This is a genomic window from Microcystis sp. M179S2 (assembly GCF_020245805.1).
Classification (GTDB): Bacteria; Cyanobacteriota; Cyanobacteriia; order Cyanobacteriales; family Microcystaceae; genus Microcystis; species Microcystis aeruginosa.
In genome coordinates, this window is sequence record NZ_JADBUE010000274.1 from 1 (window position 1) to 18,052 (window position 18,052).

Annotated in this window: 10 protein-coding genes; 8 read left to right on the forward strand and 2 right to left on the reverse strand. The window is 39.5% G+C overall.

Annotation, left to right across the window (positions count from 1 at the left end; genetic code table 11):
* The first annotated feature begins 85 nt into the window (after positions 1–85).
* Positions 86–478, forward strand: coding sequence for an IS200/IS605 family transposase (gene tnpA / locus IM500_RS24560; RefSeq protein WP_199328850.1), 393 nt, complete (start codon positions 86–88; stop codon positions 476–478).
* A gap of 342 nt (positions 479–820) precedes the next feature.
* Here tnpA and IM500_RS16550 read toward each other — a convergent pair whose 3' ends face one another.
* Positions 821–2,011, reverse strand: a complete 1,191-nt coding sequence (locus IM500_RS16550; protein ID WP_287739040.1) for a DUF3747 domain-containing protein — start codon at positions 2,009–2,011, stop codon at positions 821–823.
* Between the two features lie 458 nt (positions 2,012–2,469).
* Here IM500_RS16550 and IM500_RS16555 point away from each other — a divergent pair, with 458 nt between their 5' ends.
* Together IM500_RS16555 and IM500_RS16560 are read left to right on the forward strand one after the other, a co-directional pair.
* Positions 2,470–8,607 carry a translocation/assembly module TamB domain-containing protein gene (locus IM500_RS16555; RefSeq protein WP_287739041.1) on the forward strand — a complete coding sequence of 2,046 codons (6,138 nt, stop codon included), beginning with the start codon at positions 2,470–2,472 and terminating at the stop codon, positions 8,605–8,607.
* Positions 8,608–8,758: 151 nt separating this feature from the next.
* Entirely contained in the window at positions 8,759–9,250 is a 492-nt protein-coding gene (locus IM500_RS16560) for a GNAT family N-acetyltransferase (protein ID WP_004162791.1), read from the forward strand.
* Between the two features lie 25 nt (positions 9,251–9,275).
* On the opposite strand, the gene IM500_RS16565 is transcribed toward IM500_RS16560, so the two are convergent.
* Positions 9,276–12,269: a plasmid replication protein, CyRepA1 family gene (locus IM500_RS16565; RefSeq protein ID WP_287739043.1), complete on the reverse strand. Its 2,994-nt coding sequence runs from the start codon at positions 12,267–12,269 to the stop codon at positions 9,276–9,278.
* A 485-nt stretch (positions 12,270–12,754) separates the two neighbouring features.
* Between IM500_RS16565 and IM500_RS16570 the strand changes: the two genes are divergently transcribed.
* The 5 genes from IM500_RS16570 to IM500_RS16590 form a co-directional block, all read left to right on the forward strand.
* Positions 12,755–16,114: a ribonucleotide reductase barrel domain-containing protein gene (locus IM500_RS16570; protein WP_287739045.1), complete on the forward strand. Its 3,360-nt coding sequence runs from the start codon at positions 12,755–12,757 to the stop codon at positions 16,112–16,114.
* A gap of 62 nt (positions 16,115–16,176) precedes the next feature.
* Positions 16,177–16,668, forward strand: coding sequence for a DUF29 domain-containing protein (locus IM500_RS16575; RefSeq protein WP_242034693.1), 492 nt, complete (start codon positions 16,177–16,179; stop codon positions 16,666–16,668).
* A 38-nt stretch (positions 16,669–16,706) separates the two neighbouring features.
* Positions 16,707–17,183, forward strand: a complete 477-nt coding sequence (locus tag IM500_RS16580; protein ID WP_147069396.1) for a DUF29 domain-containing protein — start codon at positions 16,707–16,709, stop codon at positions 17,181–17,183.
* A 3-nt stretch (positions 17,184–17,186) separates the two neighbouring features.
* A complete protein-coding gene (locus IM500_RS16585; RefSeq protein ID WP_287739047.1) occupies positions 17,187–17,639 on the forward strand; it encodes a DUF29 domain-containing protein in 453 nt (150 codons plus the stop codon).
* An 11-nt stretch (positions 17,640–17,650) separates the two neighbouring features.
* Positions 17,651–18,052 (forward strand): DUF29 domain-containing protein (locus IM500_RS16590; RefSeq protein WP_287739049.1); only part of this gene is annotated, 402 nt, incomplete at its 3' end.

The following is an 18,052-nucleotide window of genomic DNA, read 5'->3' on the forward strand; positions in this document are numbered from 1 at the left end:
CTTGAATGGCTATCTTTTGGGAAGGATTGACTTTTAAATTAAACTCTATGACTCGCATCGATTCGACCTCTCAATGTGTTATATTATGAGTATAGTAATCCATTGTAAAAAGTGTCAAGAGAAAACTAATTATCGTAGAAAGGTTTTTGAGAAGGAGCATCTAGAGTTTTTGAGAATAGTTTTTCAAAACATAGCTGAGAAATGGGAGGCGAAGATAATAGAGATTAACGGAGAATCAGACCATATCCATATCCTTCTGACTTACCCACCCCATAAGCTGTTAAGTAGTCTAATCGCTAACTTAAAATCAACTTCTTGCCAGCTGATGTGGGATAACTTTTCAGACCACTTGAAAGAGATATATGGTCAAGATAAGAGAATTTTGTGGACAGGGGCATATTTTGTGGCTAGTTGTGGCGGTGTCACAATAGACCAACTTAAGAAATATGTCGAGAATCAAGACTCCCCTGAATATTAGCTGTGCTTCGCTGTTTTATGCTGGTCGGTTTTTCATCTCGTCAGTGAAACCGAGGGTTCCTTCAAACCGACATTTAAGGTAAAAATTAACAACCACAATCAGTAATCAGTAATCAGTCATCAGTCATCAGTAATCAGTCATCAGTCATCGGTAATTGGATAATATCTTTAGGCCTTTTTGAGATCAAAAAGTTCTGGGCCTGGGAGTGGTCGGGGGGAAAATGGGGGGACTTTTTCCCTGAAAATTAGGTAATTGACTTCCTAAAAATGGATAAAACCCCACACCCCACATCCTACCCCTAGGAAAAACTTTTTGCCGCAAACCCTGATGGAGGAGAGGCCGTTATTTTTTGGCGGTTTTAACACAATCGAGGGTACGGACGATGGCGGCTGCTGCGTAGTTACGACGGGCGGGATCATTTGGTACAAAAGAACTACCCCGTTCGTTCAAGGGAGAGGCCACACCGCAAAATCCTGACATCTGGGTAATTAAACTGGCGGCCCAATGGCCGGAAGTATCGGAAAAATTGACGGGGGTTTTAGTTTGGGCTAAATCGGGGGCTTGTTTTTGCTGAGTTTTCAGGTAGGTGGCGGCCTGTTTGAGAATCGCCATCAATTCGGCCCGGGTGATAGGGTCGGTGGGACGGAATTCGCCGTTAGCTTTGCCGGCAACAATACCATTGGCCCGGGCCCATTGGATTTTTTTGGCACTCCAGCGCGTCGCTTCTACGTCGTTAAAACTGCCGCTGCCGGGGGGAATCTCTTCTAGGTTAATTTTGGTGACAGTTCCCATCCCTTCAATAATCATCGAGACGAATTGTTCCCTGGTGACGGGATTTTCGGGGCGGAAGGTGTTATCTTCTTTAAAACCGGCCACTACCCCAAGCGCGATCGCTTTTTCAATCTCAGTTTTATAGATATCGCCGCTAATATCCTGAAAACTAGACCCAGAACTGGGGGGAGGAGTGGTTTCGCTGAGGGGAGGTCTGCCGGTGGCTGCGAGAACTTCCGCTTCTTTGCCGCTAAAGTAGAAGTGGCCTAAACTTTTGCCTTGGAAAGTACGACGGCTAAATCTCCAACCCGGTTCGAGGATAATTTTCATAAATCCTGTTTGCATTCCTCGGGTTCTTCCCACCACTAATTCCGGTCTGCGGGCATCCCGGGGAGTTCCCACTAAGTATAATTCGCCATTGCGTTCCACAATACGCAGGATGTAATCTAGCCCAAAATCCCGGCCATCCAGACGGATAGAATAACCATTACTATCGGTGGCGCGGCGACAAATGCCGGTAAAGTCAAAGTTGAGGAGTAGAGGGTCGATCATGACGGGATTTGAGCCGCTTTCGCTCCAACACTTCTGTTTTCCCTGGATTTGTTCCAAGACTAGCAGGTCAAATTTATTACCTCCGTAGGGACGAGCGATCGCTACTACCTGGGTCTGCTCGATGTCCTGTTCGTCAAAGTTGGCCGCTGGTGTGGCAGTTATGCCCAAGGTCATTAGGGCGGTTAGGGCGATCGATAATCTGGCTTTCATAATCTTTAATCTATAAGACGATTTTTGCAGTAAAAATAGACGTGCTAATCCCGATATTCTATGACTGAATGCTTTTGGTCGTTGTTCCAGACTGCGCCGGATTGTTGTCTGTCCGCACAAGTTTTCTCTCAATCTTCAATTTCCGAACCTATTTATCCTGGCAATATTCTGATGGAACTGGTGGGTTGATCAATATTAATTCGGTTAGCTGTTGAAACTGGGGAGATTTTGGCGAATTGTTGAAAATTTTAGCCAGCCATTCGAGTCTTAGGCTAAGATGGGGAGAGAGGCTTTTAATTGGCCGCAGCCCTTGACTTCCTCACAGGATTTAAGCCCAATAATTGCCTAAAAAATGGCAATTAATCGATTGAGGGCTATCAGTGCTGCGGTGAATTATCATAGTTCATTAGCTCTGGTGAGCCATTGCCCTTTCTTTGGTGTGTGTGAGGTAAACAATTATGAGTAACTCCCCTGGCGATCCTTCTCCTCGTCCTAATCTTTTTCTGAGTATCGGTCGATTTTTACGCCGGCCTTCTACTTTAATTGTCGGGGGAATTACTCTCCTAGGAATTACCTCCCTTGGCTATTTTACGACTCGTTATTTAGTTTATGAACGTCTCACCCCAATTTTAGATAATATCTTCAGTGAAATGCTGCACAGACCCGTCAGGGTAGGTAAGATAGAAGGTTTTTATTTTAATCGCATTCGTATCGGTAAATCGCAAATTCCAGCTACGGCCAATTCTGCTGATAGTTTATCTATTGATGCGATCGAATTGGGATTAAATCCGCTGCCCTTACTTTTAGGTCTGCCGCTGCCGGTTGATGTCAAGTTAATTAATCCCAGTATTTATCTCGATCAGGATAAAAATGGTCAATGGCTCGATAATTTAGAAAACATAGCTAGTAACTTTGATCGGGAGGCACCCATTAGGTTAAATCTGGGTTTTCAGGTGGAGAAGGCAGCTATTAATATCCAACCCTATGCCCTGAAAAAACCGATAGAAATTAAGGCTGATGGTCAAGGAAGATTTATTGATAATCAAAGGCAGCCTCTCACCTACGATTTTAGCGCAGAAATCCTCAAAAGTCAAGTAAAAATTCAAGGAGAAACGGCGTTAAAAACGGGTGAAAGCCTAACTAATCTTCAGATCGACCGTTTAAACTTAAGTGAACTATTAACTTTAATTCCTAATCGCAATTTTCAATTAAATCAAGGACAAGTAAATGCTAATATTGCTCTCAATATTCCCAGTTGGGCAAAGCTAAATCAAAGTCAAGGTAATGGCAATTTTCAGGTGACGGAAGTAGCGGGAAAATTCCACCCTTTCCCCTATCCAATTAAGCTAACAACTAAGTTAAATTTACAGGGAGATAAAGTATTAGTTGAACAGGCGAACGCAAGTATTGGCAAGATTAAAACTGAGGTGAGAGGAGAAGTAAATTGGCAAACTGGTTATCATCTCAATGCCGCTCTAGAATCGGTGGATTTACAACAACTTTTAAGAATTATTTATCTGCAATCACCTCTAGATTTACGGGGAGAAGCACGCTCTACTTTTCAAGTGACGGGAAAACTAGATCAACCTCTAATTAAAGGAACCGTTAGCAACAGCAAACCGATTATTTTTGAGCAAATTCCTATTCAATCAATAACCAGTAATTTTCAAACAAATCTCAATCGTCTTAATTTAGATAAAATTCAAATTAAACCCGTCGCAGGTGGAGAAATTAAAGGAGAAGGAAAATTGCAGTTAAATATTCTGCAATCCCTGCAAAAAAATCAACCTCTTGACGGGACAAAAATGCCGATTGATTTGAATTTACAAGCCAATTTTCCCACGAGAAAAATTTTATCTCAACTGGCAACAATTCCCGCTAAAATTAATATAAACGATCTGCAAGCTAATATTAAAGCTAGGGGTAGTTTAGGACTGCCACAATTATTAATTAATTGGCAAATACCCAGGGTTAATCAGTCAGGATTAATCAATGTTGCCGGGGAGGGTAAAGTATTTTTAGGGGGCAACAAAATAAATTTAACCGATACGGTCATTAAAACAAATGGCGGCAAACTACAGGTTAATGGTAATGGTGATTTTACTAGCAAATTAGTCCGGGGAAAAATCACGGGTAATAACTTTTTATTGACTCCTTTTGTGCCTCTTGTTTGTCAATATTTAGATAGCATTTGCCCCTACCTAGAAACCTTAGAACCCTTAAATTTAGAGACAGCTAATATTCAAGTTAGTGGCAAAATTGACCAACTTAATATTAATACTTTAAACGGAGTTGCTAACTTAAGAATTAGCGGTAAACAAGGCACAATTTTAGTCAATAGTCAAGTATTGCAAGGAAATCTTCAGGCTAACGCTTTCTTAGCGGGATTGCCGATTAATTCCCTATTGCCTAACTTACCAACCCAGGTTAAATTACTGCGATCGCAAATTAATTTACAAGGTTATTTAGGGGAATTAATAAATAATAAAAATAATATTTTCAGCAGTTGGCAAGGTCAAGGTAATATGCAGTTATTAGTAGATAATAATCCTTTAATTGCCACAGCCAAACTGAATCAAGGTTTCCTGACAGGAACAGTTAATACCAGTGGGATTAGTCTTAATCCTCTAGGGGAAAATTTAACAGTTCCCGTCAGTTTAGGCAGGGCAAAAATCAGCTTTGCTGGCAGGATAAATTCTCTGATTAGCGGTACTTTAACGGATTTACAAACTTGGCGCGGAGAGGGAGATATACAGTTATTTGTCAATAATCAATCCCTAAAAACTACCGCCCAACTGGAAAAAGGTATTTTAAGCGGTATGGTTAATACGGCTGGCATTAACTTAAATCCGTTTTTACCCAATATAAATATTCCTGTTAGTCTAGGGAAAACCCAAGTCAATTTCACCAGTGCAATCAATAATTTACTAGCGGGAAAAATCCCTAATTTGTCCACCGTCAATGCTAGGGTAAATACTCGGTTGTTAGTGGATAATAATCCGATTAATACTGATATTCAGTTAAACAACGGTATTTTTAATATTCTCGGTAGCTTAGAGAATTTTCAGACTAATATTCCCATACCGTTGCATATTTCCCAAACCAGGTTTCAAGCAGCAGGAAATGCCCAAACTATTTTCGATTCCCTGCAAGAAAAACGACTCAACTTAAGCAGTATCAAAGCAGTTTTTAACTCTCGTATTAATCTAGCTAAAGGAGAAATTAAAGCTAAGGCACAACTGAATAATAATTTCTGGCAAAGTGATATTATTGCCGCTAATCTCGATCCCGCTGCCGTACTAAGACAATTACCAGCAATAAAATCAATCTCGATTCCAAAATTAGATTTTAGGGCCAATTTAGCGGGAAACATTAAAGAAATTTGGCAGGGAGTAACACCGATTCAGGTTAATAATCTTTCGGCACAGTGGGGAGAAAATAGCTTTGATGTGCGAGGAAATATTCTTTTAGCTAATCTTATCAGTCAACCCGATATCGCTGAGGTTAACTTAAATCTACAGGCAAAAACCGACCTTGCTACTGTACCGCTAACTCAGATTATATCGCTTTTACCGATCGATCCTCGTTTGAAACCCAGAGAATCGACACTGACAGGGAGCGGAGAATTTCAAGGACAAATCACGGGAAAAAATCTCTTAACTGCTTGGCAAAAAGTGGGAAATATACAAATCAAAGGAGATATAAATTTAGCTAACTTTAGCATTAATGATCGACCCTTTGAACCTATCTTAAGAGGAAGTATGCAAGCAGGAATAGGTCAAAATATTAGTTTAAATTTGCGTGGAAATCAGGACATTATTGACCTAACTTTCGATCCTTGCCAACAAAATAATTGTCTGCTGCCCTATCTTCCCTTAGGGATAAATATTCGCCAAGCTTTTGGAAATAAAACTCCTTTTCTAGCCACAGCTAAACGAAGCGGAGAAAATTTAAATGTTCAGATTGCCGATTTTCCCCTAGAAATCCTGAAAATATCTCCCACGGCAGCCTACAATGTTCCGGGGATTATTGCTGGACAAGTGAATGCTAATCTAGACATCAATTTATTTAACTTACAGGGACAGGGACAAATAGAGATTAACCGACCTAGTTTAGGTAACTTAATCGGGGAAAAATTAACGGCAAATTTGGTTTATCGGGATTCCATAGTTCAACTGCAAGAAGGTAGTTTACAAGTGGGTGCGAGTCAATATAATCTGCAAGGTTTATTTAATTGGCAAACCCAGGAAATAGAAGCTAAACTCAGGGTAGATCAAGGTTATATTCAAGATTTATTATCAGTTGCTAGTATCTATGATTTAACCAGTTTAATCACCCTTTTCTCCTCCGAGAATAACCCAGCTATTCAACTTAGTCCCCTAGAAGTAGGTGACTCCGAAGCTTCCCTAGCACAACAGGTAAATTTGCGGGCAAAAATTGAAGAAATAATCCAGCAATTAGCAAGGGAAAGAGGGGTAGTCGGGATACCTTCTGAACTAGATTTTCGCGGCCGTTATCAAGCAAATATAGCCTTAACTGGGACTTTAAAAAATCCCGATCTCAGCGTAAAATTTCAGGGCAATAGATGGGAATGGCGACCCCAAAGACCGACGGTAAATATTGTTAACCCTCTGGGAATTGTCACCACCGATACCCAATTAATTCCGATTGATGAAGTAACAATTAATCTTAACTTAAATCGTCAGTTGCTCAGGATAGAACCGATTAGATTAAAGTCACGAGATTCTTCCGTATTTTTAGCGGGTGATTTTTCCCTAAACAAAGTAGAGGGAACTTTTGCCGTGGAAAATCTTTCTCTGGATCTCTTGAGAAATTTTGTGCAGTTTCCCTTGGATGTATCCGGTAGTCTAAAAACTCAAGGACAAATTGCAGGAACCTTATTAAATCCTCGTATTCAGGGTAATTTTGCCTTTATTGACGGTGCAATTAATGCCCAAAATATTAATCAGGATATAATTGGTTTATTTACCTATAATCAGTATCGTTTTGATTTGCGGACAACCTCCTCCGAATCAATCCAAATCTATGCCAGCATTCCCTATCCTCCCTTACCGGGTAATGATCAATTAAAAATCCAAGCAAAATTGGGAACCGATGCAATCAAATTAATTGAAGCTATCAGTCAAAACGCCATCGAATGGGTTAACGGTGAGGGAGAGGTAGTTCTTTCAGCGACGGGAAGATTAGATATAAAAGAGGGTTTAAAAATCAAAGATTTAGAAGCAAATGGTATAGTTACTCTCAATAATGCCGCTATCCGCAGTGTTGCTTTTCCAGAGATTTTAACCGTAAATGGCCGCATTGGTTTAACCCCTGAAAGCTTAACAGTAGAGGAATTACAAGGCTCGATCGCTGACAGACAAATTTCTGTGGTGGGAGTTTTACCTTTCTTTCAAGCCATCAAAAATAATCCTAATCCCTTAACAGTTAATATTCAAGAGGGAGATATAGCAATTAATGGTCTTTATCGGGGATTAATTGCTGGGAATGCCATGGTAACGGGAACAATTCAGCAACCAATTATCGGGGGGAATGTGCGTCTTTCTAGGGGTAAAGTTTTTCTTCCTCGCACCGCAGAAATTAATCAAGAAACGGATAAACCAGTGAGTCGCTGGCTGCAGCCTCTCAACATTCCTCAGACGACAAATATTACTCCAGTTTTAAATAATTTCCAAGTGTCTTTAGCAGGATTATCAATTGAACAAGAACCTTTGTATCAATTTGATTTTAGTGGTGCTTTAACCTTGAACGGTCCGCTCACTCCACTGGAGAAATTACAAACCAATGGAGTGATTAATCTCGATCGAGGACGGGTTAGTTACATCGATACTCGTTTTCTTCTTAACCGACGCAATCAAAATGTTATTGTTTTCGATTCTAGTCGCGGGTTGGGACTTTTTAATCCCTTTGTTGATATTCAACTGCGAACAATTCTCAGCGAATTTTCTCAATCTCGCGATTTTGCTATCTCCCGTCCGGGGGGGGATTTTCCTAGCAATGAAATTCCCGATGATAGCCTCAATCGTATTCAAAGGATCGATGTCACCCTCAGCGTTGAAGGGGAATTAAACCGCTTGCTACCAAATTTAGGACGTAATATCAATGAAGTGTGCCAAATTCGTCCCGATAGTCCACCTTTTCCCCTAGAGGAAAACTATACAGATACAGAATTACAAAAAGTTGCTAATTGTTTACAAGCAGTGGCTTTTGCTAGAGGTGAAGATGAGGGATTGCTTAATACTCCCCTAGTTAAATTAACCAGCACTCCCCCCCGCAGCCAAGGGGAAATCGTTCGACTTTTGGGGGAACAATTGCTGTCGGTTTTTAATGGTTTACAGGGGAAAAATACAGAACAATTAATTCAATTTGGAGTGGTTCAGTTGGCGATTCCCCTCTTAGCCCAAGGAGTCGTGTATGATGTGGAGAATGCGGTTAGTAATGCGATCAGGGCAACGGATTTTAATATTCTTCCCAATTTGGAAACCGTCTATCGAGTCAATTCCCAGTCTTTTATCCGCTTTTCCTACGATTACAATTTGAATGAGTTTACCGTCCGCTATCAAACTCAATTTTAAAGTAAGATTGAGAGATATAGCAGAATTCTGAAGTTAGGAGACAAGGCAAAATTAGGTTATACTTCATCCTGAGAATCAACCCGATAGGTAGGTAGAAAATAAGAAATATTATTTTTTTACTTTTTACTTTTGACTTTTTACTTGATATTCTATGATTATTCGCGAGGCTAAAGAAACAGATTTACCAACAATTATCGAGATTTATAATGCTGCTGTTCCCACTCGCAAGGCAACCGCAGATTTAAAGCCTATTTCCCTGGAAAGTCGGCGAGAATGGTTTAAAAAGCACGATCCTGAACAGTATCCCATCTGGGTAATAGCGATCGAAGGTCGGGTGGTGGGTTGGCTGAGTTTACAGATGTTTTATGGTCGTGTCGCTTACCAAAAAACGGCAGAGGTTAGTTTATATATTGCCCCCGATTATCAAGGTCGTGGAATCGGTAAATTATTAGTAGAATATGCCCTGAATCGCTGTCCCAAATTGGGTATATCTAATCTTATCTGTATTATCTTTGCCCACAATCAAGCCAGTATTCGTCTCTTTGAAAAATTCGGCTTTCAACGATGGGGTTATTTACCTCAAATTGCCGATCTAGACAATTTTCTGGCTGATGTGGTCATTTTAGGCAAAAAAGTCGCTTAAATAGACAATTTTCCCCATAGCTAGACTATAATTCTAGACTTAATTGAATATAAGCATTTTCCGGTTCGCCTAGAGATGGTTTCTGGGGGAGAGAAAAGAGATAGTCCTCATACCAAATCTCAGAACTTCCCGCACATTTTTCATCTCTAAATAACCATTGTTGAAACACTTGTTCTCTCCCATCCTGAGGGGCAACAATCTGATAAACTTTTAGAGATTTTTTAGCAATTCTCTGGCTGCCCTTGCTGGTTAATTGATAACCTAACAAGTTCAAACAATTACGAATAATCGTCAGAGGACGGGAAGTATTAGAGAGGTTAATCTTGGTGATAGTTTTAATCTCGTTGCGGTTTTTAATGGCGATTTCGGCCATTTTTTGTAAATCGGCATCATGATTAGTTAATTCTCTTTCAGGGTTAGCTAATAATACGGGAATTCCCAACACTTCTAACGTCCCGATAATCACTCCTAATTGACTACTATTAAAATCGGGAATAAATAAACTTCCGTGACCTGATTCTATCAGTTTACGGGCAATTAAAGCATCTCGATCGCACAAAAATTGTCGCCCAATTGTCAAAAAGTAATGTAAGCGTAGTTCTTGATACCATCCTTGATCATCTTTAATCACTAATTGCGGTGTGACGGGGATTCCATAGCGTTTGTATAGGTCATATTTCCTGATAATTCTCCTTTCTTTCACTGACTTAATTAACTGTTTTTTAAGACAACGATATTCTGATTCCGTGATCTCAGAAGCACTGGCAATTGCCTCGCATTCAGAACGATAATTATGTTCCCTAATTTCTTCAATTGCTTCCGTTAACTGATTATTTATTTCTAGTTCTTCTTCCTGAGTCCGTTCTTTAATTCTATGACCTTCTGCTTGTAAAATACCTAGAATTGACTGACGATAATTAAGCATATAAGCATTTACTCGCACAGCCATTTTTGCCCAGCAGAGGAGAGATTCCGCTTGAAAATTTGTATCTAAATCCTCAAGAGATTCTAAATCTGATTGGTGTAGTAAGCGAATATTAACCTCCGTTAATCGGTGTCCAGAGGTGAGAAGTTTGGGGATAGAAGTGGAACCATTACCCACCTGATTAAATCCGTACACTGCTGACCAAATATAACGAGGAATATTCTCTCTAATTCTCCCTAAAAATTGAGCGATAGAAGTGGGAGTTTGAATTCCCTGTGCTAAACACCAAACCGAGGTAAAGTGTTGCTGAATATCAATACTAATTCCCGTTTCGATCGCAGGACTAGCTAGAACTATATCATAGTTAAGCAACAACTGATTTAAATTGCCAATCGCTTGATAGGCAGCGTGACTAGAATCTGGCAATGACTCTGAATCTATCCGCAGAATTTTCTTCTGAGGAAATTGCTTTCTTAGATAAGATTCTAGGGTAATTGTCCCCCATTTGCTGGTTAATTTTTGTGCTGATAGACAAACAAAAGGTTTTCCTCCCTCTTTAATATGTTTAACTAAATCCTTAACTAGCTGTTGGGGAGTATTATCAGAGTAGTTATAAACTTGCCAAGCTTGCTGATAATTAGGTTTCCACTCGTTACTAATCAAGAAAGTTTCTAGTTTAATAGCCGCTAAAGAAGTTAGATATTCTAGGGAAATATCACTTAAATCAGCATCAGCAACTAAGACTTTTCCCCCACTGCTGACCACAGTTTGTAGCAGAGACTTTAAAGACTTTAAAATTGCTACTCGATTAGCTTTACAAGTATCCCCATTTAACCCATGCCATAGGACTTGTTCGATCTCATCGATAATAATCATAGCTTCTTGCCAATCTTCCGCTTGAAATTTAGCTTGTGATTGGGGATGGAGAGAGTCAATACATAAACCATAACCGTAAATTTGTGCCGCAGGATTATCCCTAATTTTGCTGATATAGTTTAAACCAAAGCGTTGACATAGCTCCTCTACCAGTTTGACTCGATGACCAATAACTAAAACTTTTTGTTGATTGGCAATAGCCTGTTTAACTATCTTAGCTAAAAACTCAGTTTTTCCTGTACCTTTAGCCGATTTAATCGCCATTAACTGCGCTGATGTAGGGATAGCAATATCTGGCAAGTAACGGCTATTTAACTCTAGATGAGGTGGGAGAGTTAAACTATTTAAACTCGCTGCCTTCCAAATTTCCCAAGAGGTAGCTTTTTGATAGACTTGTTGGAAGTAATCTTCTCCTCGATTGATTAGTAAATCATCCACCCCTTTACCGTCAGCAGCATCCCAAGTAACTACCTTTACCTGACAGTTAGCCTGACTGAATAGATAACCCATTCTCTGTAAAGCTAAATTAACCGCTTGTTGGTTCTTTGGTTTAGTTTCTTGATCAAAAACTAGATAAATCTTTCGTCCGGAATTAGCTAATTTTTCTAGCTGCGGAATTAGATGAGATTTGCCGATTCTTCTACCTAATTCGTCCTTGGGAGTACGATAACCGTTGTGAATTCCGGGTAAGGCAATTGTCGCATAACCTGCTGTTAGTAATGCCCCCGCTTTTTTCGCTCCTTCTGTAAGACAAATAGGTATCTCTGGATGTTTAATTACCCAGGACCAAAAACCGAGATCCTCTTGCTTATTATCCACTTCTTCAGTTAAAATATTAATACTGATATGCTGGGCTATCCTTTGCCAAATTTTCAGGGGAACCCGCAAAGCAAAGACTCCCGTAGGGGTTTGGGGGGGATGTTCGTACTTAATCGGTTTAGCCTTATCAAAGCTTAAACGGGGAAAATCGGGCTTAAAACAGCCCCAAAGGTCATAATTACCCGTTAATAAGTCAATTCCTGAACACCACCAACCGCCTTGACTGATATGTTCATAACGCTTGAGAATATCATCCCTAACTCTGCCATCATTGCGTCGCGGTAATTCTTGGGAGTAGAGTAGGTATTCACTGGGAGATAACCCCGCTAAACCGGTGACATTGAGATCGATTAACTCCGCATCCACCCCGCTATCACGCCATTCTTCTAAATATTTCATCCTTGTCCTCTACTGGCTAGACGCTATATATAGCGTTTTTGTCCTATTATTCTAGCGGTAAGCCACTAAATAGCGAAAAGAGAAAATTCACTCTCTCAGAGGTTCTCAGAGGAAATTTGACTTTTAATCCACTCTTGTCTTAAATTATCGAAAAGTTAAGAACAAATAAAGTCTGACCACAACCTCCTCAGCAGTCAAGCAGAATCGGATCAAAAGTATTTTGTCAATCTGTTTTTGCTATCAAAGAATAGTTTTTTTGTCAAGCATACAAAAGAACTGTTTTCTGGGAAAAATCAAGAATTTTTTCCAGAAAATGTCATCCAAAACACTGTTTTTAGGGAACAAAATAATCCTGGCTATACCATATATAGAGTGATAGGATTATTTAACACGCTAGATGTTGTGTTTTCCCAGAAAATCTGATAGAATACTCTAGTACAAATAGATTAATTTGTCAAATTTTTTAACGCCGCAATTTCCTAATTATGCAATCGAAGCCCTTGACTACTGCCGTCTCCATTCACAAAAATAACGAAGTAATACCCTTTCGTTCTACCCCTTTAGCTAATATGGGCAGCCATGGAATTAGAGTGATTCGGCGCGATGGTTCCACCACAAGCTTAAATATCGGCAAAATTCGCGACGTGGTAGAGTGGGCTTGTGAGGGCAAAAAAGTCAATTCAATCGCCTTAGAAGCGGGTTTAACCACACGCCTGCGGGATGGGATTACCACTAGGGAAATACAGGATAATTTAATTAATTGCGCCCTAGAAATGTGTAGTCCAGAGGAACCGGATTGGCGCTATGTGGCGGGAAGATTGCATATTTGGAGTCTTTGGAAAGATACCTTAGTAGCCCGGGGTTATCAGTACGGAAATTACGAGAAAACTGTCAAAACTCAAGTTAAAAAGTTGCTATACGACGAAAGGATTCTCATCTATTCCGAGGCAGAATTAAAAGAAGCTGGTTCTTGGATTAATCCTGATTGGGACATCGATTATGATTACGCCGGGGCATTGTTAATCACTAGCCGTTATTTACTCAAAAATGAGTTACCCCAAGAGGCATTATTAACCTGTTCCTTGCTGCTTGCCACTGTGGAAGAACCAGCTAATAGACTCCCCTGGGCGAAGAAATTTTATCAAGGGATTGCTCAAAGAAAAATCTCTCTCGCCACCCCAATTTTAGCCAATTTACGCACTCCCAAAGGTTCCTTAACCAGTTGTTTTATCCTCTCCATTGACGACAGTTTAGAAAGCATTTTCGACGAGATTACTAATGCTGCCCGCATCTCAAAAAATGGTGGCGGTGTCGGGGTGAATGTGAGTAGAATTCGCGCCACTGGTAGCTGGGTAATGGGGAAAGCTAATGCTTCCGGGGGGATTATTCCTTGGATTAAATTACTCAACGATACAGCTATTGCAGTAAATCAGGGGGGAAGACGCGCCGGGGCAGTAACTATCGGTGTTGACATCTGGCATTTAGATGTGCCAGAATTTCTGGAAATGCAGACAGAAAACGGTGATCAAAGACGTAAAGCTTATGATGTTTTTCCCCAATTAGTTATCACCGATGAATTCATGCGTCGGGTGATAAATAAAGCCGAGTGGACATTAGTAGATCCCTACGAAGTTCGCAATAAATTAGGTATAGAATTAGCGGAACTATGGGGGGAAGAATTTGAAGAGGCCTATCGTTTAGTAGAAGCTAATTTAGATCAAGAGATTCTCCTCTATAAAAAAATCAATGCCCGGGACTTATTTAAAAGTATCATGCGTTCCCAAGTAGAAACAGGAATGCCCTACATTGCCTTCAAAGATACCATCAATCGCGCTAATCCTAATAAACACGATGGCTATATCCCCGGTGTAAATTTATGCGTCGCGGGAGAAACAAAAATTCTCACTGACCGAGGACAAATAGCAATCGCTGATTTGGTGGGGGAATATGTTAATGTCTGGAATGGATTGGAGTGGTCAGAAGTATTAGTTAAAAAGACTGGAGAAAACCAGCCTTTATTAAAGGTCAATTTCTCTAACGGAGAGTCCTTGGAATGTACTTACTACCATAAGTTTTACGTTCAGAAAAACTACAAGGGAACCGTGGAAATTGTGGAGGCAAAAGACCTCAAACAAGGGGATAAATTAATTAAATACCAGCTGCCTCTCATCCAGTCAGAAAATGATCTTGACTTTCCCTACGCCTACACCGCAGGATTCTTTTCTGGAGATGGGAGTTACGGGAACAATGGAATGCCTGAAGTTGACCTATACGGAGTTAAAAAAGAGTTACTTCCCTTATTGGCTATTCGTAACAAATATCAGGGAAATGGCTCTATTGAAAAAGGTACTTTTTGGAGAAAAGAAACCGATACCCTAGCGGTCTATCATGACAGTAAACAAGATCGGATCGTCTGTAAACTCCCGTTAGATATTCCCAGTAAATTTACAGTTCCTCTCAATGGTTACACAATTAAATCTCGTTTAGAATGGTTAGCTGGTTTACTTGATGCCGATGGAACAGTTGCCCGCAATGGTTCTAACGAGTCTCTCCAGATTGCTGCTGTTAACCGGCAATTTTTGCTCGATATTCGCCTAATGTTACAGACTTTAGGAGTTGATTCCAAAGTTACTGTTATGGATGACGGTGGCTATAAATTGATGCCAAATGGAAAGGGAAATTATCAAGAATATCTCTGTCAACCAAAATATCGTTTACTGATTAATTCTGTCGGACTATTTCAACTTGGTCAATTGGGACTTAAAACTCATCGCTTACAATGGACTTTAAAAGAACCCCAACGTTCGGCCACTCAGTTTATCCGCATTGAATCGGTAGAGTTAACCTGTCGTCGAGATGACACCTACTGTTTTACAGAACCCAAGCGTCATCTGGGAATGTTTAACGGCATTCTAACAGGACAATGCACCGAATCTTTTAGCAATGTCACCCCCGATAAAACTGCCCATTGCTGTAATTTAGTTAGCCTTAATTTAGCCAATATCGACAGGGAAGAAATCGAGTCTAATTGTCAAATCGCTGTCAGGATTCTCGACAATACCATCGATATCACTAATCCTCCCTTTGATAATGCTAAAAACCACAACGATAAATATCGCACTATTGGGGTAGGGGCGATGGGATTGGCTGACTGGTTAGCTAAACGGAAATTATCCTACAATAACCTGTCAGAAATTAGTAATTTATTTGAAGAAATTGGCTATTGGTGTACCTATTCCTCGATGGAATTAGCCAAAGAACGCGGTGCTTATCAAGCTTTCTTGGGTAGTGAATGGAGTCAAGGTAAATTAATCGGAGCAAAACCAGTGGCATGGTTTTTAAATAATGCGGTGCAACCGCAAAGATGGCAACAATTAGCCGCAGATATTCAACGATTTGGCATCCGTAATTCCCATATTACCGCCATTGCTCCTAATACTTCCTCTAGTTTGGTACAGGGATGTACCGCTAGTGTTTTGCCGGTTTATAGTCGCTTTTTCTACGATAAATGGGCAAAGGGAACCGTTCCCATCGCACCACCTTTTATTGAAGAAGCTTTCTGGTTTTATTCAGAGAACAAAAATCTCGAACAGCAGCAAGTGGTGAAAGCGATCGCTACTATGCAAGAATGGATCGATACGGGGATTTCTATGGAGTTATTATTCAACCTCAATGAAGGGGTTTATTTCCCCGCAGAACCCAACCGTTGTCTCACTGCTAAAGATATCTTTGATACTCTAATCATGGCCTGGGAATTGGGGTGTAAAGCGATTTATTATATCCGTACCGTACAAAAGGACAATTTTCGAGAGTCTGACGATAGTTGTTCTAGTTGCGCTAATTAAGGTTAACTTCGGTGGGCAATGCCCACCTTAATTTTTTTACATCAAAGATTAGGACTGATAAAATGAGTTTTATTGATCACCTAATCACAGCTATGGATAAGACTTTATACGAACAGGATTACTATCTCTGGATAGAGAAAACTATTCATTTATTAGAAAATAATCAGTTTTCTGAGTTGGATTTAGATAATCTCATCGAGGAGATTAAAAGTATGGGTATCAAGGAAAAACATACCTTAACAAGTTTATTGACTAGAATAATCCAACATTTGCTGCAACTCGCTTATTGGCAATCGGAAAGCCAATATAATGCTAATCACTGGAAAGGAGAAATTACTATTTTTAGAATTGATTTATGGGAAGTTCTTGATGATAATCCAAGTTTAAAGTCCTATCTAGAGAATAGTTTTGATAAATGTTATCAGTCAGCCCTTCGTATCCTAGCTAGAAAAATGGGAGTAAAAATCAATACTTTGCCTAGGGAAAAAATTCTCACTCTTGCCCAAGCTTTGGATGATGATTGGTTTCCTGAATATGAGGATAATAATAACTGATGATTTGGTTGGATTATAGTTAATTAAGGTGAGGGACTATGGAAACGAACTTATACGAACAGGATTACTATCTTTGGTTAGAGAAAACCATATCTTTACTAGAAAATCGCCAGTTTTCTGAGTTGGATTTAGAAAATTTAATTGAAGAAATCAAAGATATGTCCAGAAGAGAACGTCAGAAGTTAGAGAGTTTACTAACTAAACTCTTGGAACATTTACTTAAATTAACTTATTGGCAATCTAAGCGCGATTACAATAAAAACAAGTGGCGACGGGAGATTTTAAATTTTCGCATTCAAATAAAAAGAATTATTAGCAACAAAAAGGATGGAACTTATAATACAAACTTAGCATCTTACCTCACCGAGATTCTTGAGCAATGTTATGAGGATGCTTGCCATCTATTTGTCGAAGGTTCTGGCATCGATAAAAGACTTTTAAGTGCTACACCTATGGGAGCAATCGACCAAATTTTAGATGAAAATTGGTTTCCTGAGTTTCTCGGAGAGGATTAAGCAATGAAGAGTGATTTATACGAAAAAGACTACTATCTCTGGCTAGAGAAAACCATATCTTTACTAGAAAATCATCAATTTTCCGATTTAGATTTGGATAATCTCATCGAGGAGATTAGCGACATGGGCAAAAGCCAACGACAAAGCTTAAAGAGTTATTTAACTCGGTTATTAGAACATTTGCTAAAACTGGTTTACTGGCAGTCGGAATTAGAATATAATCAAAGAGGATGGAAAAATGAAATTCGTAACTTTCGCCTAGGAATTCAACAAATTATTGAAGACAGTCCCAGTTTAAAGCCCTATCTAGCGGAAATTTTCTCGCCCTGTTATCAAAATGCTCGTAAATTATTTCTGGATCTATCTGGAATGGCTGAAAATTTGGTCAGTTTAGCTCCAATTTGCACTATAGAACAGGCTTTAAATGAGGATTGGTTTCCTGAAATATCAAAATAATGGGGATAATTATGGAAAAGAACTTATACGAAAAAGACTACTATCTCTGGCTAGAGAAAACCATATCTTTACTAGAAAATCATCGGTTTTCTGATTTAGATTTAGAGAATTTAATTGACGAAATTAGTAGCATGGGTAAAAGTGAGAAACGAAGTTTAGAAAGTTATTTAACTCGGTTATTAGAACATTTGCTGAAACTAGCTTACTGGGAATCGGAATTAGAATATAATCAAAGAGGATGGAAAAATGAAATTAGGAATTTCCGTCGTGCCATAAAAAGAATTATTGCCGATAGTCCCAGTTTACAGCCTTATCTCATTGAAATTTTTGATAACTCTTTTCAAGAAGCTCGTATTTCTTGGCTCGAATTATCTGGAATGGCTGAAAATTTGGTCAGTTTAGCTCCAATTTGC

Excerpts from the sequence above, each read along its gene's own strand:
- tnpA (WP_199328850.1), top strand. The coding sequence starts at position 86 with ATGAGTATAGTAATCCATTGTAAAAAGTGTCAAGAGAAAACTAATTAT.
- IM500_RS16550 (WP_287739040.1), bottom strand. The coding sequence starts at position 2,011 with ATGAAAGCCAGATTATCGATCGCCCTAACCGCCCTAATGACCTTGGGC.
- IM500_RS16555 (WP_287739041.1), top strand. The coding sequence starts at position 2,470 with ATGAGTAACTCCCCTGGCGATCCTTCTCCTCGTCCTAATCTTTTTCTG.
- IM500_RS16560 (WP_004162791.1), top strand. The coding sequence starts at position 8,759 with ATGATTATTCGCGAGGCTAAAGAAACAGATTTACCAACAATTATCGAG.
- IM500_RS16565 (WP_287739043.1), bottom strand. The coding sequence starts at position 12,269 with ATGAAATATTTAGAAGAATGGCGTGATAGCGGGGTGGATGCGGAGTTA.
- IM500_RS16570 (WP_287739045.1), top strand. The coding sequence starts at position 12,755 with ATGCAATCGAAGCCCTTGACTACTGCCGTCTCCATTCACAAAAATAAC.
- IM500_RS16575 (WP_242034693.1), top strand. The coding sequence starts at position 16,177 with ATGAGTTTTATTGATCACCTAATCACAGCTATGGATAAGACTTTATAC.
- IM500_RS16580 (WP_147069396.1), top strand. The coding sequence starts at position 16,707 with ATGGAAACGAACTTATACGAACAGGATTACTATCTTTGGTTAGAGAAA.
- IM500_RS16585 (WP_287739047.1), top strand. The coding sequence starts at position 17,187 with ATGAAGAGTGATTTATACGAAAAAGACTACTATCTCTGGCTAGAGAAA.